This window comes from Acidovorax sp. 106, assembly GCF_003663825.1.
Taxonomy (GTDB): Bacteria; Pseudomonadota; Gammaproteobacteria; order Burkholderiales; family Burkholderiaceae_C; genus Acidovorax.
In genome coordinates, this window is the sequence record NZ_RCCC01000001.1 from 865,094 (window position 1) to 882,042 (window position 16,949).

12 protein-coding genes are annotated in these 16,949 nt (G+C 54.7%); all 12 read right to left on the reverse strand.

Translation table 11 applies throughout. The features are described 5' to 3' along the window. Positions 1–3 precede the first annotated feature (3 nt). The 12 genes from C8C98_RS03845 to C8C98_RS03900 all read right to left on the reverse strand — a co-directional run bounded on the left by C8C98_RS03845 (position 4) and on the right by C8C98_RS03900 (position 16,683). The gene (locus C8C98_RS03845; RefSeq protein ID WP_121453202.1) at positions 4–4,737 is read right to left on the reverse strand and encodes a glutamate synthase-related protein; all 4,734 of its coding nucleotides are present in this window, start codon (positions 4,735–4,737) and stop codon (positions 4–6) included. 169 nt (positions 4,738–4,906) lie between these two features. Then, positions 4,907–5,605 carry a transposase gene (locus C8C98_RS03850; RefSeq protein ID WP_121453203.1) on the reverse strand — a complete coding sequence of 233 codons (699 nt, stop codon included), beginning with the start codon at positions 5,603–5,605 and terminating at the stop codon, positions 4,907–4,909. 90 nt (positions 5,606–5,695) lie between these two features. Beyond that, positions 5,696–6,631, reverse strand: a complete 936-nt coding sequence (locus C8C98_RS03855) for an SAM-dependent methyltransferase (protein WP_121453204.1) — start codon at positions 6,629–6,631, stop codon at positions 5,696–5,698. Between the two features lie 3 nt (positions 6,632–6,634). After that, entirely contained in the window at positions 6,635–7,204 is a 570-nt protein-coding gene (locus C8C98_RS03860; protein ID WP_233574647.1) for a DUF1415 domain-containing protein, read from the reverse strand. A gap of 141 nt (positions 7,205–7,345) precedes the next feature. Further along, positions 7,346–8,515 carry a deoxyguanosinetriphosphate triphosphohydrolase gene (locus C8C98_RS03865; RefSeq protein WP_121453206.1) on the reverse strand — a complete coding sequence of 390 codons (1,170 nt, stop codon included), beginning with the start codon at positions 8,513–8,515 and terminating at the stop codon, positions 7,346–7,348. 58 nt (positions 8,516–8,573) lie between these two features. Beyond that, a complete protein-coding gene (gene aroB / locus C8C98_RS03870) occupies positions 8,574–9,668 on the reverse strand; it encodes a 3-dehydroquinate synthase (protein ID WP_121453207.1) in 1,095 nt (364 codons plus the stop codon). 99 nt (positions 9,669–9,767) lie between these two features. After that, positions 9,768–11,594: an Ig-like domain-containing protein gene (locus C8C98_RS03875; protein WP_121453208.1), complete on the reverse strand. Its 1,827-nt coding sequence runs from the start codon at positions 11,592–11,594 to the stop codon at positions 9,768–9,770. A 24-nt stretch (positions 11,595–11,618) separates the two neighbouring features. After that, positions 11,619–13,736, reverse strand: coding sequence for a type IV pilus secretin PilQ (gene pilQ / locus C8C98_RS03880; protein ID WP_233574648.1), 2,118 nt, complete (start codon positions 13,734–13,736; stop codon positions 11,619–11,621). Between the two features lie 20 nt (positions 13,737–13,756). Next, positions 13,757–14,302, reverse strand: coding sequence for a pilus assembly protein PilP (locus C8C98_RS03885; RefSeq protein WP_121453210.1), 546 nt, complete (start codon positions 14,300–14,302; stop codon positions 13,757–13,759). Then, positions 14,299–14,985, reverse strand: coding sequence for a type 4a pilus biogenesis protein PilO (locus tag C8C98_RS03890; RefSeq protein ID WP_121453211.1), 687 nt, complete (start codon positions 14,983–14,985; stop codon positions 14,299–14,301). Before C8C98_RS03890 ends, C8C98_RS03885 begins: the two co-directional genes overlap by 4 nt. A gap of 1 nt (position 14,986) precedes the next feature. Further along, positions 14,987–15,607 (reverse strand): PilN domain-containing protein, encoded by a 621-nt coding sequence (locus C8C98_RS03895; protein ID WP_121453212.1) that lies wholly within the window; start codon positions 15,605–15,607, stop codon positions 14,987–14,989. Then, on the reverse strand, positions 15,604–16,683 hold the full coding sequence (locus C8C98_RS03900; RefSeq protein ID WP_099656598.1) for a pilus assembly protein PilM: 1,080 nt from the start codon (positions 16,681–16,683) through the stop codon (positions 15,604–15,606). Before C8C98_RS03900 ends, C8C98_RS03895 begins: the two co-directional genes overlap by 4 nt. Positions 16,684–16,949 lie beyond the last annotated feature (266 nt).

Genomic DNA, 16,949 nt, shown 5'->3' on the forward strand with positions numbered 1-16,949 from the left:
GCCTTACTTGGCAGGCACCGCTTCTTTTTTGGTAGCAGCTACCGCTGGTGTAGCGGACTCCTCCAGCACTTTTTGTTCATAAATTTCAGCCAGGGCACGCTTGTACTCGGTCGGGAAGACCTTGACGAACTTGCCGCGCGATGAGGCCCAGTTGTCCAGCAGCTCGCGCGCGCGCTTGCTGCCCGTCCAACGGTTGTGGTCTTCCAGCAGCTTCTTGAGCTGGGCTTCGTCGGTCTGGCCACCGTGCCAGATGGCGCGTGGCACCGTGGCCTCTTGCTCCGAGGCGGGCAGGATGCGTTCGAGCGTGACCATGGACAGGTTGCAACGGGTGTCGAACTGGCCGTCTTCGTCGTAGACGTAGGCGACGCCGCCGCTCATGCCCGCAGCGAAGTTGCGGCCGGTCTTGCCCAGCACCAGCACCGTGCCACCGGTCATGTATTCACAGCCGTGATCGCCTGTGCCTTCAACCACCGCAGTGGCACCCGACAGGCGCACCGCAAAGCGTTCACCGGCCACGCCGCTGAAGAAGGCCTCGCCCGTGGTGGCACCGTACATCACGGTGTTGCCCACGATGGTGTTGCGCACCGCGTCACCACGGAAGTCGATGCTGGGGCGCACGATGACGCGGCCACCCGACAGGCCCTTGCCCGTGTAGTCGTTGGCATCGCCAATCAGGTACAGCGTGATGCCGCGTGTGAGGAATGCACCGAACGACTGACCGCCCGTGCCTTCCAACTGAATGCGGATGGTGTCGTCGGGCAGGCCTTCGGGATGGGCACGCGTCACCGCACCCGAAAGCATGGCGCCCACGGAGCGGTTCACGTTGCGCGCCACCTCGATGAACTGCACGCGCTCGCCCTTTTCGATGGCGGGCTGGCTGCGCTCAATGAGCTTGCGGTCCAGCGTGTGCTCGATGTTGTGGTCTTGCACATCCACATGGAAGCGCGGCACGTCGGCAGGCACATTGGGCTGGGCAAACAGGCGGCTGAAGTCCAGGCCGCGTGCCTTCCAATGTTCCAGGCCCTGGCGTGTGTCGAGCAGGTCGGTGCGGCCAATCAGGTCGTCAAACTTGCGAATGCCCAGCTGGGCCATGATTTGGCGCACTTCTTCTGCAATGAAGAAGAAGTAGTTCACCACATGCTCAGGCTTGCCCGAGAACTTCTTGCGCAGCTCGGGGTCTTGCGTGGCCACGCCCACGGGGCAGGTGTTCAAGTGGCACTTGCGCATCATGATGCAGCCTTCCACGACCAGCGGGGCCGTGGCGAAACCGAACTCGTCAGCGCCCAGCAGCGCGCCGATGGCGACGTCACGGCCGGTCTTCATCTGGCCGTCGGCCTGCACACGAATGCGGCCACGCAGGCGGTTGAGCACCAAGGTCTGCTGGGTTTCGGCCAGGCCGATTTCCCACGGGCCGCCGCAATGCTTGATGGACGACCAGGGCGATGCGCCCGTGCCGCCGTCGTGCCCGGCGATCACGACGTGGTCGCTCTTGCACTTGGCCACGCCTGCAGCGATGGTGCCCACGCCCACTTCAGACACCAGCTTGACACTGATGCCAGCATGCGGTGCCACGTTCTTCAGATCGTGGATCAGCTGGGCCAAGTCCTCGATGGAGTAGATGTCGTGGTGGGGTGGTGGCGAGATCAGGCCCACACCGGGTACGCTGTGGCGCAGCTTGCCGATGTAGTTGGAGACCTTGCCGCCCGGCAGCTGACCGCCCTCACCCGGCTTGGCACCTTGGGCCATCTTGATCTGGATCTGGTCGGCCGACGACAGGTATTCGGCGGTGACACCGAAGCGGCCTGAAGCCACCTGCTTGATGCGGCTGCGCAGCGAGTCGCCGTCCAGCAAAGGCAGATCGACCTCCACGTTCTCGGCACCGATCACGCTCTTGAGCGTATCGCCCTTCTTGATCGGGATGCCCTTGAGTTCGTTGCGGTAACGGGCTGCGTCTTCGCCGCCCTCGCCCGTGTTGCTCTTGCCGCCGATGCGGTTCATGGCAACGGCCAGCGTGGCATGCGCCTCGGTGCTGATAGAGCCGAGCGACATGGCGCCGGTGGCAAAACGCTTGACGATTTCCTTGGCGGGCTCGACTTCGTCGATCGAAATGGCCTTGGCGGGGTCGATCTTGAACTCAAACAGGCCACGCAGCGTCATGTGGCGCTTGCTCTGGTCGTTGATCAGCTGGGCGTACTCCTTGTACGTGTTCCAGTTATTGGCACGCGTGCTGTGCTGCAGCTTGGCAATCGCGTCGGGCGTCCACATGTGGTCTTCGCCACGGGCGCGCCAGGCGTATTCGCCGCCTGCGTCCAGCATGGTTTCGAGCACGGGGTCATCACCAAAGGCGGCCTTGTGCATGCGGATGGCTTCTTCGGCGATTTCAAACACGCCAATACCTTCCACGCGGCTAGCGGTGCCGGTGAAGTACTTGCCCACGGTGTCCGTGTTCAGGCCAATGGCCTCGAACAGCTGGGCGCCGCAGTAGCTCATGTAGGTGCTCACGCCCATCTTGGACATGATCTTGGACAGGCCCTTGCCAATCGCCTTGACGTAGTTGTAGATGGCCTTGTCAGCTGACAGGTCGCCGCCCAACTCTTTGTGCATGTCGGCCAGGGTTTCCATGGCCAGGTAGGGGTGCACGGCCTCTGCGCCGTAGCCCGCCAGCACGGCAAAGTGGTGCACTTCGCGGGCAGTGCCCGTCTCAACCACCAAGCCAGCCGTGGTGCGCAGGCCCGCACCCACCAAGTGCTGGTGAATGGCCGACAGCGCCAGCAGCGCAGGGATGGCCAGTTGCGTAGCGCTCACGGCGCGGTCGCTGATGATGAGGATGTTAGCGCCGCCCTTGATGGCGTCCACGGCTTGCGCACACAGCGAGGCCAGCTTGGCTTCCACGCCCTCACGGCCCCAGTCCAGCGGGTAGGTGATGTCGATGGTGACGCTCTTGAACTTACCGTTCGTGTAGCGCTCGATGTCGCGCAGCTTGGCCATGTCGGCAAAGTCGAGTACGGGCTGGCTCACTTCGAGCCGCATCGGTGGGTTGACCTGGTTGATGTCCAGCAGGTTGGGCTTGGGGCCGATGAAGCTGTTGAGCGACATCACGATGGCCTCACGGATCGGGTCGATCGGCGGGTTCGTCACCTGGGCGAACAACTGCTTGAAGTAGTTGTAAAGCGGCTTGTTCTTGCCCGAGAGCACCGCCAGCGGGCTGTCGTTGCCCATGGAGCCAATGCCTTCTTCGCCGTTCTTGGCCATGGGGGCCATCAAGAACTTGATGTCTTCCTGCGTGTAGCCAAACGCCTGCTGGCGGTCCAGCAGGGGCAGATCCGCTGGAGCGGGAGCGGCTGCGCTCTCACCCGCTTCGATGCTGTCGAGCTTGATGCGCAGGTTCTCGATCCACTGCTTGTAGGGCTTGGTGTTGACGACGTTGGCTTTGAGCTCATCGTCGTCGATCATGCGGCCTTGTTCCAGGTCGATCAGGAACATCTTGCCCGGCTGCAGGCGCCACTTGCGCACAATCTTGTTCTCAGGAATCGGCAGCACGCCCGACTCGGAACCCATGATGACCAAGTCGTCGTCGGTGATGCAGTAGCGCGAGGGGCGCAGGCCGTTGCGGTCCAACGTGGCGCCGATCTGGCGTCCATCGGTGAACACGATGGAGGCGGGGCCATCCCAGGGCTCGAGCATGGCGGCGTGGTATTCATAGAAAGCGCGGCGGCGCTCGTCCATGGTGGTGTGCTGTTCCCAAGGCTCTGGGATCATCATCATCACGGCCTGGCTGATGGGGTAGCCGGCCATGGTCAGCAATTCCAGGCAGTTGTCGAACGTGGCGGTGTCGGACTGGTCGGCGAAGCTGATGGGGTAAAGCTTTTGCAGGTCGGCGGCCAGCACGGGCGAGGCCATCACGCCTTCGCGCGCCTTCATCCAGTTGTAGTTGCCCTTGACGGTGTTGATTTCACCGTTGTGCGCCACATAGCGGTAGGGGTGGGCCAGCGGCCATTCAGGGAAAGTGTTGGTGGAGAAGCGTTGGTGCACCAGGCCAATGGCCGACACGCAGCGCTCGTCTTGCAGGTCCAGGTAGTACTTGCCCACTTGGTCGGCCAGCAGCAGGCCCTTGTAGACCACCGTGCGGCTGGACATGGAAGGAACGTAGTATTCCTTGCTGTGCTTGAGCTTGAGGGCCTGAATGTTGGCGCTGGCCGTCTTGCGGATCACGTACAGCTTGCGCTCCAGCGCGTCCTGCACGATCACATCGTTGCCACGGCCGATGAACACCTGGCGCAGGATAGGCTCCTTCTTGCGCACGGTGGGGGACATGGGCATGTCCACATTCACAGGCACATCGCGCCAGCCCAGCAGCACTTGGCCTTCGGCCTTGATGGCGCGCTCCATCTCCTGCTCGCAAGCCAGACGGGAGGCGTGCTCCTTGGGCAGGAAGATCATGCCAACGCCGTATTCACCCGCCGCAGGCAAGGTCACGCCCTGTTTGGCCATTTCTTCACGGTACAGCGCGTCGGGGATCTGGATCAGGATACCGGCGCCGTCACCCATCAGAGGGTCGGCCCCTACGGCGCCACGGTGGTCGATGTTTTCCAGAATCTTCAGGGCCTGCGTCACGATGTCGTGGCGCTTGATGCCCTTGATGTGGGCCACAAACCCGAGGCCACAGGCGTCGTGTTCGTTGCCAGATGAATACAAACCGTGTTGTTGCAGATGCTGGATCTCGGCGGCCGTGGTCATGGCGCTCTCCTCATGTTTTCGCAGGGATGCCGAGATTAGTGCAATGCAACATAGGATGCAAGCAGATTAAATAGGGTCAGATACTATTTAAATTCCAACAAAATTCATCAACCAATTATTGGGGACATATCAAATTCACGCACCGAAATCCACATCCATCGATTCACAGTCAGTCGTCAGTCTGTGTTTTGCGGGGCCTGCCAGGCTGGGAGCGCGTCACGCGGCGCGCAGTCTTCGCCTGAATCTCTTCCAAGAACGCCGCAGAGCCCAGCGCCCAGCCATTCAAAGCAGAGTCCACCAACAACTTCTGCTGCGAAGTGGCCAGACCGGACTCCAGCATGGCCAAATAGGCCGCTTCACGCGCAAAGGGGGTGTTGCCCAGCGCCCAATAGCAGGCATGGGGTGACAGCAGGCGGTCGTTGCGCAGGCCCAGCCAATGGGATGCACTGGACCACCGGTAATCAGAGGCTTGCACCACCAAGCCGCCACGCACCGGATTCAGGTCCAAAAACACCATGCAAGGCAAAAGATAGGCCTCAGCTTCCAGCACCGTAGAACGATAGCGCCCCTCCCACAAAGTGCCGGTGCGCCCATGGCGGCGGTTGAAGTACTGGGCATAAGTGCGACCCACAGATTGCATCATCTTGGGCAGCCCGTCTGCAGAATCAGGTGTCGCCAGCAAGTGGAAGTGGTTCTCCATCAACGCATAGGCATGCACTGCCACGCCGTGCTTGGGCGCCTGCTCGGTCAATTGCGCTAGAAAGACATCAAAGTCTTCGGCATTGGCAAAAATGGGCTGGCGGTTGTTGCCCCGCTGGATCACATGGTGCGGGTAACCGGGCAAAGTCAGTCGGGGCAAACGGGCCATGGGAGGCGTTGGCCAAAGCGGCCATGCGTCAAAAAGGGACGATGATAAATGCGTCCCCTATTTTCGCTGCGCACCCGAGCACAATCGAGACTATGACAATGCTGCCTCAGCCTCCAACCCAAATCTGTGCCCCATGGACTGCTGAAGGCCAAATTCATCCAGCAAAGCCGCCAAGCGCTCAACCGCGCTGCGCTTCTTCTGCCCGGTGTAGCGGGCAATGATCAGCTCATTTTTCATGCTGTGCTCCCACCCCACCAGCTCCGTCACCGTCACCTGGTAGCCACGCGCCTCCAGGTACAGGCACCGCAACACGTTGGTGACTTGGCTTCCCAGCTCCCGGGTGTGCAGCGGATGCCGCCAAAGCTCTGCCAACGGAGTGCGCGCCAACTGCAGCGCCTTGTCGCGGCGCAAGCAAGCGGCCATCTCAGCCTGGCAACAGGGCACCAGCACCATGGCACGGGCCCGCTTTTGCAGCCCAAACGCAATGGCATCGTCGGTGGCGGTGTCGCAGGCATGCAACGCGGTCACCACGTCCATCTGCTCTGGCAACTCTGCCACCCCCATGGATTCGGCCACAGAGAGATTCAAAAACGACATCCGATCAAAGCCTAGCTGGGACGCCAATCCACGCGACCGCTCCACCAGCTCGGCACGCGTTTCAATGCCGTAAATATGCCCGCGCCCCAGTTGCTTGAAGAACAAGTCGTACAGGATAAAACCCAGGTAAGACTTGCCAGCCCCATGGTCAGCCAGTCCGGGACTGCGCCCCTCTTCTGAAAACTCTTTCAGTAAAGGCTCGATGAAATTGAAGAGGTGATAGACCTGCTTGAGCTTGCGACGGGTGTCTTGGTTCAGGCGGCCATCGCGGGTCAGTATGTGCAGCTCTTTGAGCAGCTCGACAGACTGCCCTGGGCGCAACTCATCTTGCACAGAGAATGACTCTGGCGGTTTTTTACCGCTGGCCGCCCCGCTGGCTGCGCGACCCGCATCCTGCATGCCTTTGCGTTTTGTTTGTGGGGTTGCCATGCCTTAGTTTCCTTCGCCAGAACGATCCACCACTCCGTGCACCGGGCAACGTGCCCCCACATCCAGCGCGGCCCAGCCCTGAGCACCAAGGTCTTCTAAGACTTCAATATTCCGCTCAAAGATGGCGTCCGCCTCTGGAAACACCGCCACCGCCCGGTCAATACTCTCTTCGCGCAGCAGGTGCAAGGTGGGGTACGGCGTTCGGTTGGTGCAGTTGGAGACATCGTCCAGCTGCGTGCCCGCAAACTGAAATTGTGGGTGGAAAAAAGCCACCTGCAGCAGGCCATCTAAATCCAACTCCTGGACCAAATCGTCCACCAACGCGGTGAAATCGTTGAAGTCCAGAAAATCGGCCATGCAGCGAGGCGCCATCAAGAGCGTGGTGTCTCGCACCTCCGGGGAGATGTCAGACAAAGCCAGTAACTCCCGACGCACATCCGCCAGCAAAGTGTCGGCCTCCGTGGCCGCGCTGACGACATAGTGCACTTGGCCTTTGACATGTACGCCCTTGGCAAAGGGACAGAGGTTGAGCCCAATCACGGCGCGCTCCAGCCAACGGACGGTGTCTTCCATCACGATCGCCTCCAAGCCATCCTGGGCCAAAAGGGTCGCGTTGGAGCTATCTGGGGTGGTCGAAGTCATCACACAAAGAGGCCAAAGCCGCAGCAAGAAAGAGGCGGATTGTATGCGTGCCCTTTTCTACCTCCTTCTGGGTCAACACATCAGACGCTGACCAGAAAGACGCTCATGCTCCCGAATGGCAAACCGGTCGGTCATGCCAGCGACGAAATCGGCCACGACCACAGCCCGGGCCTGCGCATCACCCTGCTGTGCTTTTTCGGCATAAGCCGGCTTCATCTCAGCAGGACGATCGACATAGATCGCAAACAACTCCCGTACGATGTGTTTGGCGTTACCCGTGGTCTCCATCACTTGCGGATGGCGGTACAAAGCCCGAAACAAAAACCGCTTGAGCTCCAAGGATTGCTCGCGCATGAATGCGCTGAACTGCACCAGCACAGGCATCCTGCGTACAGCCTGCACATCGGCAGGCTGACGTTCATCCAATGCCAAGCGCGTTTCCGCAATCACGTCATACACCTGCGCACTGAGCATGCGACGAATCGACTCATGCAAACAGCGCCGCTGCATGGATGGTGAAGCCAGCTGAGGGTGCTCTTTCAGCGCTTCTGCACGATAGCGGTCAAACAAGGCCACTTCTTCCAGCTGGGCCATGGAGAGCAACCCAGAACGCACACCATCATCAATGTCGTGGGCGTTGTATGCAATCTCATCCGCCAAATTGCACAGCTGGGCCTCCAAGCTGGGTCGCATTTTTTGCAAAAACCTCGCCCCAACCCCCTGCGGCTCGCTCATCTCAAGCAACTGCGCATTCGCAGCCGAGCAGTGCTTCAAGATTCCCTCTCGGGTCTCAAAGCTCAGGTTCAGACCATCGTAGGCGGGATAGCGCTCTTCCAAGCGATCCACCACCCGCAAACTTTGCAGATTGTGCTCGAAGCCCCCAAAGGGCTTCATGCATTCATTCAACGCATCCTGCCCCGCATGCCCAAACGGCGTATGCCCCAAATCGTGCGCCAGTGAAATCGCCTCGACCAGGTCTTCGTTAATGCACAGGGTGCGGGCAATAGACCGCCCTAATTGCGCGACTTCCAAAGAATGGGTTAGCCGGGTGCGAAACAAATCCCCTTCGTGGTTCAAGAAGACCTGCGTTTTGTAAACCAGCCGCCGAAACGCCGTGGAATGGACAATTCGATCCCGATCCCGCTGGTACTCCGTGCGCGTTGGCGCTGCAATCTCTGGATATTGGCGCCCCCTGCTGAACGCGGGATCACAGGCGTATGGTGCAAGCAACGGAGGTTCCATTCAAAAATGGCCCTAGCGCTTTAACAAAAAGCGCTAGCAGCTATCAAAAGCGTAGCAATCAAGCGCAGCAGGCGTCGATCACCTCACGCACCAAGGCGTCTGGCGCAGGACGAACCACAGCCTTGCCTGGTCCATCGATCAATACAAACCGGATTTCACCAGCTTCCGATTTCTTGTCGATACGCATTAACTCTAGGTAGCGACCTGCATTGTCCGCTGCGTCTACAACGGGCCCCTTTGTAGGCAAGCCTGCGCGCTGAATCAATGCTCTCAGCCTATCGACAAAAGCTGCATCTACCATACCCAAACGGCAAGACAGCTCAGCCGCCATGATCATGCCTGCGGCCACACCCTCTCCGTGTAACCAAACGCCGTAGCCCATCCCTGCTTCAATGGCATGACCAAAGGTATGGCCAAAATTCAGGATGGCACGCAAGCCTGACTCTCGCTCGTCAGCAGCAACCACCTGTGCTTTGATTTCACAACTGCGACGAATCGCATGCAGTAGAGCCGTTCGATCACGCCTCAAAAGCGCATTCATATTAGTCTCAAGCCAAATCAGAAACTGCATGTCTGTGATTGGCCCATACTTAATTACCTCAGCCAATCCTGCACCCAACTCTCGATCCGGCAGTGTGTCTAGTGTGCTGATATCACATACAACCAACTGGGGCTGATAAAAGGCCCCAATCATATTTTTTCCATGCGGATGATTAATAGCGGTCTTTCCTCCAACAGAAGAATCCACTTGGGAAAGCAACGTTGTCGGCACCTGGACAAAAGGAACACCACGCATATAACAAGCTGCCGCAAAGCCTGTCATATCACCAACCACCCCCCCACCCAACGCAAACAATACCGTCTTCCGATCACAACCAAACTTTATTAAAGCATCAAAAATTAAATTTAGACTCTCCCAGTTTTTGTAATTTTCTCCATCTTTCAAGATGACTACATGAATTTTTTTATATCTCTCTGCAATCGAATTTTTTAAATCCTCAAGATATAAAGAAGCAACGACATCGTTCGTAACAATGAGCGCTGACAACGCCAATGGGGCCTGCTCAAAATAGGCCTCTGAAAATCCATCCACAGCAAAAAGGACATCGTACGCGCGATCACCCAAAGATACAGTCAATCCACTTTTTTGCATTAGAAAATATCAGAATTTAAAACCCAAAAAGGCCAAGCAGCAATGCTGCTTGGCCTATGCATACCAAAGGACGAGGACAATACCTATCCTGAGGGATTTCTAGTTTTTGTCAGCGCAATTGGACGCCCTACCCAATGGATTCGTAGCGGCAGCTGGGGCCACATTTTTATCGGTCATGTCAGAGGCCAGAGCAACGGCCTTGAACAAGAAGAAAGCTCCAGACTCCGTGCCAGCCACAGTCGCCTTGGCAGTCAAATCAAAGTCGATCCAATAAGCATATTGCTGACCATAAGTCACCTTAAATTCTGCATTTCCGGCTGCGTCGGTAGTCAAATTACCAGGAGACACCAAGCCAGGCTGCCCAGGCGTAAGAACACCATTCGAATTAAAGTCTTCACCCGCATCAAGCTTGCCATCACGATTCGTGTCTTCGTTAGCGCAAGTTGCAGAAATGATTGGCACCCATACATTATCTGTAGCACTATATTGCATATCGCCCTTGTAATAAACAGAGGGCCAAACAGAAACTGTCAGACTCTGATTCGCCACGGGAGATCCATTGGAATCACTCACTTGAACTGAGAATGTCTTACGGTATTGAGTTGACAGCTTTTCGATGGTGTTGTTCGCAGCAATTGTGATAAACAACGCTTGCCCATTGACTGTGATATTTGTATCCGCTGCAATTGACGTATTGGGAACAGTTGCACGAATCTGAACACCATTAGTGGCGGTAGACACGGGTCCGGCGATAAAAACATCTGTCGCAAGACCATTAGAGTCTGTGATCGCTGTACCCGTCTTGATCTTCCCGCCGCTCAGATCCTTGACCGCAGTAAAAAATACAGTCTGTCCTTTCACCGGATTACCAGAAGAGTCACGCACAGTGGCTCGCAATTCTGCTTGGTTGACAGTACTACCGGCAGCGTTGGGAGCTACAGCAGCAGACGATGATTGCAAAACTAGGCTGGCCGGAGTGCGAGAAACAAAATTCACAGGGAGCGTAGTCACCACATTGGAATCAACACTGGCGCTGACGATGGCGGAACCAACTGACGGAGAAGTCAACTGAGTCACCGCATTTCCATTGACATCGGTGACCGCTTGCGCTGGACTCACCGAACCCCGTGTCGTGCTAAAAGCGACGGTCTTACCTGCAACGCCAACGCCTCCCGAGAGGTAACGCACAGTAATCGCTTGTTGGGCACCAACTCCGATTTCAGCCTCTGCCGCAGGTGATGTAAACGCAAAATTCAAACTGCTCACCGTCACATTCAAAACCTGAGAGGCTCCAGCACCACGAATCGTCAGAGTGTCAGAACCAGCGTTCGCTGCGCTGTAAGTAAAAGCGACTCCACCGTTGGCATCTGTTTTGCCTCCGTTCGCCAAAGTCACCGCATTGTTCAAGGTAGAGGTCACCGTAACAGACACCCCCGCAATGGCAGCACCAGCACTGTCACGAACACTGACAGCAAAACTACCGACTGCTCCCGCCAAAACGGATGTTGCACCTGATGCACTCAGCGTTGTTCCAGTGACAGGCAACACGGCAGTTTTGGTAATTCCACCGGCCTTCACCGTCAATGTAATTTCACGATTAGAACGATCGCTACCAGAAGTCAACTTCGCTGTCGCACGACCATCTGCTCCAGTCGTCGCTGTTGCGCTGTCCAAAGTTCCACTACTAGCACTAAAAGTAAGCGCTTGCGATGCAATCGCATTGTTAGAAACATCCTTCACAATCGCAGAAACAGTCACACCTGCCGTGTCCGCCGAAGCAAGACTGGTAGCAGAAGTCAGAATTTCAATGGAAGCCGCGACAGGCCCAGAGCTATCACTCGTGCCCCCGGCACTTCCACCACCACCACCACAAGAAACCAACAGCACCATTGCCAGTGCAGAGCAATATTTTAAAAGACTTCTCATACTATACCCTCTAAACAAATTATTTCAGCGGCTAACGGAACGATCTGCGATTACTTTTGGAGTAATAAAGACAAGCATTTCACGTTTGACGGATTCTTTTGTTTTATTTTTAAACAAATTACCAACAACAGGCACATCTCCAAGCAACGGTATTTTGTTTTCTTGGTTTGATTCTTCCATCTCGAAAATACCGCCAATTACAACCGTACCTCCATTTTCAATCAATACCTGAGTCTTGATGTGCTTGGTATCGATCGCCACCCCCTGTGTAGTTGTCTCGCCACGGCTGTCCTTGCTCACATCCAAATCAAGAATAATATTACCCTCAGGAGTTATCTGGGGAGTAACCTCAAGCTTAAGAACGGCCTTTTTGAAGGCTATGGTCGTCGCTCCATTAGGAGCAGTAACGGAATATGGATACTCAGTTCCCTGCTCAATCAGTGCTTTGGTTTGATCCGCAGTAATGAGCCGAGGGCTTGACACAATTTTCCCCTGCCCATCGGCCTCCATTGCAGACAACTCAAGAGTTAAAAAACGATTGGCAGCAGAATTGAAGATTGACAGAGCGAAAGATCCAACACTCGACACACCAGACAAGGAGGCTGGCAAATTTACAAATGTCTGCTCTGTCGCAACCGTGCCACCCGACCCTGAAGACGCCGTCGCATTAGCATAGCTAGTTCCAAACGCGACTCGATTATTACCACCTATGCTGTAACCACCATCGCCACCTAACTGAGCCCGAAGATCACCACCACCAAGTTTGACCCCTAAAGACCGACCAAAAGTGTCTCGCGCCTCAACAATGCGCGCCTCAATCATTACTTGGCGAACCGCAACATCCAAAGTAGCAAGCAACTGCCGAACCTCCTCAAGCTTGCTTGAGGTATCCGTTACAAACAACTGATTAGTTCGAGGTTCCGAAATCGCGCTACCACGCTCTGACAAAAATCTATTAGATGCAGCGCCCGAAGATACACCACCCGAAGTACTGCTCAGCTGAGTAACCATATCAGCAGCTTTTGCATAATTCAATTGAAAAGCCTGCGTACGAAGTGGCTCCAACTTCTGAATAGTCAATGCAGCTTGATAATCTTTTTTGGTACGATCATCAATCTCATCCTTAGGCGCTATCCACAAGACACTTCCTGTCTTGCGCATTCCAAGCCCCTTTGCATCCATGATAATTTGCAGAGCTTGATCCCAAGGAACATCTTTTAATCGTAATGTTAAAGCACCAGACACCGTATCTGATGTAACGATATTGAAATTTGTAAAATCCGCAATCACTTGAAGCAAAGACCGAACTTCAATGTTTTGAAAATTCAAAGACAGCTTCTCACCGCTGTAGTTAGGACCTTGCGTCAACTTTGACAAATCAACTTTCTTCTGCCGAACTTCGATGACAAATTGATTGTCGCTCTGATAGGCACTGTGCTCCCAATCACCTATGGGCTCGACAAGCATACGCACCTTGTCGCCTTGTTGAGTCGTGGTGATTGACTGAACGGGAGTCCCGAAATCAGCCACATCCAAACGCCGACGCATCCCCTCGGGCAAGCTTGATCGCAAGAACTCGATGGCTAAACCTTTGCCCTGTTGCCGGAGGTCCACGCCAATCTGGTTGTTTGGCAGTTCAACAACAATTCGACCTGCGCCATCAGCGCCTCGCCGAAAATCGATGTCCTTCAGTGTTAAAACTTCATTATTATAGCTATCGGCAAACTTTGCGGTTTGCTGCACAGGAGCGCTTGAAGAAGCGCCGACGGGGTCCAGCATGATAAGCAGCGCACTACCCTGAATTTCAGCCCGATACGACGTAGGCTGCTTCAAATTGAGGACGATGCGCGAACGCCCACCAGCTTCCACAACATTGGCAGACTTCAAATTACCCTGATTGATGTCAACAGCATTTTTTCCAGTTGCATTGGAGGCCCCTGGAAAGTCCAAAGCAATGCGCGCAGGCGATTGAGTCGCAAAGCCGGTTGGCAAACCTGCAAGAGGCTCTGCCAAATCAACCCGAAGAACCTCAGCCCCACCTTGCAATGAACCGGTCACAGACCGGATAGCTTGCTGTGCCAGCGCAGCTGTTGACAAACAAGTGATGCAGATTGCAACAGCCGTATGTTGGAAAACTTTCATTATGGAATCACTTTGTTGCTTCATTTTTTGGCACCCTCTTGTAGGTCAAGTGAAGTCATTCGCTCTGTCCAATCGCCGGTTGCATCTTGAACAATTTCTCGAATTTTTATTTCTGATTCAGAAATACTCAGGATACGTCCGTAGTTTTGCCCCAAATAACTTCCGACCTGAACTTGATGCAAAAGTTTATCGACTTTGAGCAACGCGGTTGGTTTCCCACTCTTACTCAAACTACCAACCATAACCATCGCATCCAATGGGAATGCCTCTAAAGGCTCTTTGCGCCTGATTTGCTCGGGCGCTATGAGCGCTGCATTTGCACCGGTCTGCGAGGAGTCACGCTTCAAAGCCTGCGTCAATTTGAGCGAGTTGAACGGGTCCAACTCAGAGGCCACAGTGTAGGCCTGTGGTTCGAACTTCTTAGGCTCCGTAATCGGTGTAATTCTAGGTTTTGCTTGAGCACGTTCGCTGGCCATCCACTGGCGCAACTCGTCGTCACCTGAAGAAATACACCCAGAAGTTAGAGCAACAGCCGCTACAGCCAATAATGCTTTACAAGCACTCATTTAGCACCTCCCGCTTTTGTTGCAGCCGCTTTACGTTGGGCTTGAACTTCTTCACTGTCCAAATAACGGAAAGTGCGGGCAGTACCCTCTAAGGTCAAAGCATTTGGTTCTTTAGGATTAGCTGTCACCGACAAATCATTAAGGGTCACAATCCGCGAAAGATGTGCCACATCCGATGCAAAAGCACCAATGTCGTGATACTTACCCGCGACCTTCAACGAAATTGGCAATTCAGCATAGTAGTCTCTCGCCACCAGTTGCCCTGGCCTGAAAAGTTCAAACTGAAGACTCCGCCCCAAGCCTGCCTGATTAATGTCAGACAAAAGGGCCGCCATTTCAGCCTTACTCGGCAACTGCTTTTCCAGTTGAATCACATATTGCTGCACTTGTTCACGTTGCTTCTTCAACGCATCAAGGCTGACAGCCTTTATCAATTTCTTTTGATAATCTGCTCGCAATGTAATTTCAGTGTTGCGCTCCGTTTCCAACTCAGCTTCGTAGTCTTTAATGACGACAAACCATAGAAGAACAGCAACAACGACTGCGGTGACAACATACAGCAGCGACCGCGGCAGAGCAGGCCAAAGAGATGGGTCTTTGGTATCCAGTCCGCTAAACTGCTTGGTTAGTTTTCCTTGAAATTCCGCAAAATCGAATTGCGGAGAGGATTTTTTCTTGGCCATTTTATGGTTTCCCCGTCACACCGGCCTTGCCAGTCGCCGCATCTGAAGATTTTGCCGAATCGACAGGGCTCATCAACGTGAAGGTCATTTTGAAGGACGAAACGCGACGCTGATCTTTGGCTGACAGAGGCACATTTGCAGACACAATTTCAACCAGTTCAGGCTTGGAAATCCAAGGGGTGTTGCTAGAGAGATTGCGCAACAACTCTGAAACACGCTCATTGGACTGCGCCATGCCTTGCATGGTTACAGTCTTGTTTGTCTGCTTGAAATTGCTGATAAACACACCATCTGGCAGCTGCTTGACCAGTTCATTGAGCAAATGAACCGGAATATTCCGATCTGACTGAAGATTCTCGACAGCCTTTTGCCGCGCAACCAATGCTGCGATTTCGTCTTCAATTGTCGCAATTTCCTTGATTTGATTTTCAAGAACAGCGATCTCTTGTTTGAGGAACTTATTCTTGTCCTGCTGCTCTGTTATCAACAGCTGCAACCACCAGTAGATAGCCCCAGCAATGACCAAACCCATCAGAAACGATGCGAACAACGCGGCTTGGAACGCTTCGCGGCGGCGCTTTCGCGCGGCTTCACGGTGCGGAAGTAGATTGATCAAGATCACCGCAGGAACCTCCGCATTGCCAACCCACAAGAGGTGAGATATGACGGCGCCTCACGCACCATCTTTTTCAGACGTACCCCACTGCCAATTTCCATACCGTCAAACGGATTGACGGAACTGCATGCAAATCCCGACTGCTGAGTCACGGCTTCTGTCAATCCAGGCAGAGGAGCAGATCCTCCTGCAAGCAAAATGTGATCAACGCGGTTATGCGGCGTACTTGTGAAGAAGAACTGCAGAGCACGCACAATTTCTTGTGCCATGCTGTCAACAAAAGGACGCAACACAGCCGACTGGTAATCTTCTGGAAGGTCGCCGCTTCGTTTTTTGCTTTCCGCCTCTTCGACAGAAAATCCGTATTGACGGACAATCAACTGCGTCAGCTGCGCACCACCAAACGCTTGATCTCGGTCGTACAAGACCTCTTCGTTCAGCATGACTTGCATGCTTGTCGTCAGAGCACCCACCTCAAACAGCGCGACCATCGCATTCGATCCCTTGCCTGGAAGTGCTTCAATGAGACGACCCGCAGCCAATCTGGAAGCGTTCGATTCAATGTCGACAACGATGGGCTTAAGGCCTGCAGCTTCCGCGAGACCTTGTCGGTCCTGCACCTTTTCTCGCCTGGACGCAGCGATCAAAACTTCAACATCCCCCGGCGAGCTCTTGCTAGGGCCGATGACGCAGAAGTCCAAACTCACTTCGTCCAAAGAAAAAGGAATGTATTGATTGGCTTCCGACTCCACCTGCACTTCAAGCTCTTGCTCGGTCATTCCACCAGGCAAAGTGATTCTCTTGGTGATCACGGCAGATGAAGGCAAAGCCAACGCCACATTCTTTGTGCGTGTCCCGCTTTTTTTCACAAGGCGACGCACTGCCTCAGCAACCTCATCGAACTTTTCGATGTTGCCGTCAGTGATCCATCCCCGCTCCAGCGGTTCAATAGCGCAACGTTCCAGAACAAGGCCTCCCGCCTTATCCCGCCCTAACTCCACCAGCTTGACGCTGGATGAGCTGATGTCGATACCCAGCAGAGGCGCAGCCTGGCGACTGAACAAAGATCCCATTGAGATCAAGATTGGTCCCCTGTAACTTGTCAAAATGACGCAACAAAACTTAACACTTCACTTCAATGCTATCAGTAAGATAGTTCTCCGGCAAAGAATTTTGCCCGCCTTTGAACTACAGAGCGTTGCCAAAACCAGACGATTTTTTCAGCGCCCGTAGCATCCACAATCTCGCCAATCCAGAAGAATGGATACGGCCGAGCCCTCAAAGACAAGTTCCAGACCGTAAATTTGTGTCGGCATTTTTATAATGCTGCGAACAGCCATTCGGAGCG

Bases quoted from the DNA above. Each gene is read 5' to 3' on its own strand.
- C8C98_RS03860 (WP_233574647.1), bottom strand. From the start codon at position 7,204: ATGGAAGACACCGTCCGTTGGCTGGAGCGCGCCGTGATTGGGCTCAAC.
- C8C98_RS03845 (WP_121453202.1), bottom strand. From the start codon at position 4,737: ATGACCACGGCCGCCGAGATCCAGCATCTGCAACAACACGGTTTGTAT.
- C8C98_RS03865 (WP_121453206.1), bottom strand. From the start codon at position 8,515: ATGGAACCTCCGTTGCTTGCACCATACGCCTGTGATCCCGCGTTCAGC.
- C8C98_RS03855 (WP_121453204.1), bottom strand. From the start codon at position 6,631: ATGGCAACCCCACAAACAAAACGCAAAGGCATGCAGGATGCGGGTCGC.
- C8C98_RS03890 (WP_121453211.1), bottom strand. From the start codon at position 14,985: ATGGCCAAGAAAAAATCCTCTCCGCAATTCGATTTTGCGGAATTTCAA.
- C8C98_RS03850 (WP_121453203.1), bottom strand. From the start codon at position 5,605: ATGGCCCGTTTGCCCCGACTGACTTTGCCCGGTTACCCGCACCATGTG.
- aroB (WP_121453207.1), bottom strand. From the start codon at position 9,668: ATGCAAAAAAGTGGATTGACTGTATCTTTGGGTGATCGCGCGTACGAT.
- C8C98_RS03885 (WP_121453210.1), bottom strand. From the start codon at position 14,302: ATGAGTGCTTGTAAAGCATTATTGGCTGTAGCGGCTGTTGCTCTAACT.
- pilQ (WP_233574648.1), bottom strand. From the start codon at position 13,736: ATGAAAGTTTTCCAACATACGGCTGTTGCAATCTGCATCACTTGTTTG.
- C8C98_RS03875 (WP_121453208.1), bottom strand. From the start codon at position 11,594: ATGAGAAGTCTTTTAAAATATTGCTCTGCACTGGCAATGGTGCTGTTG.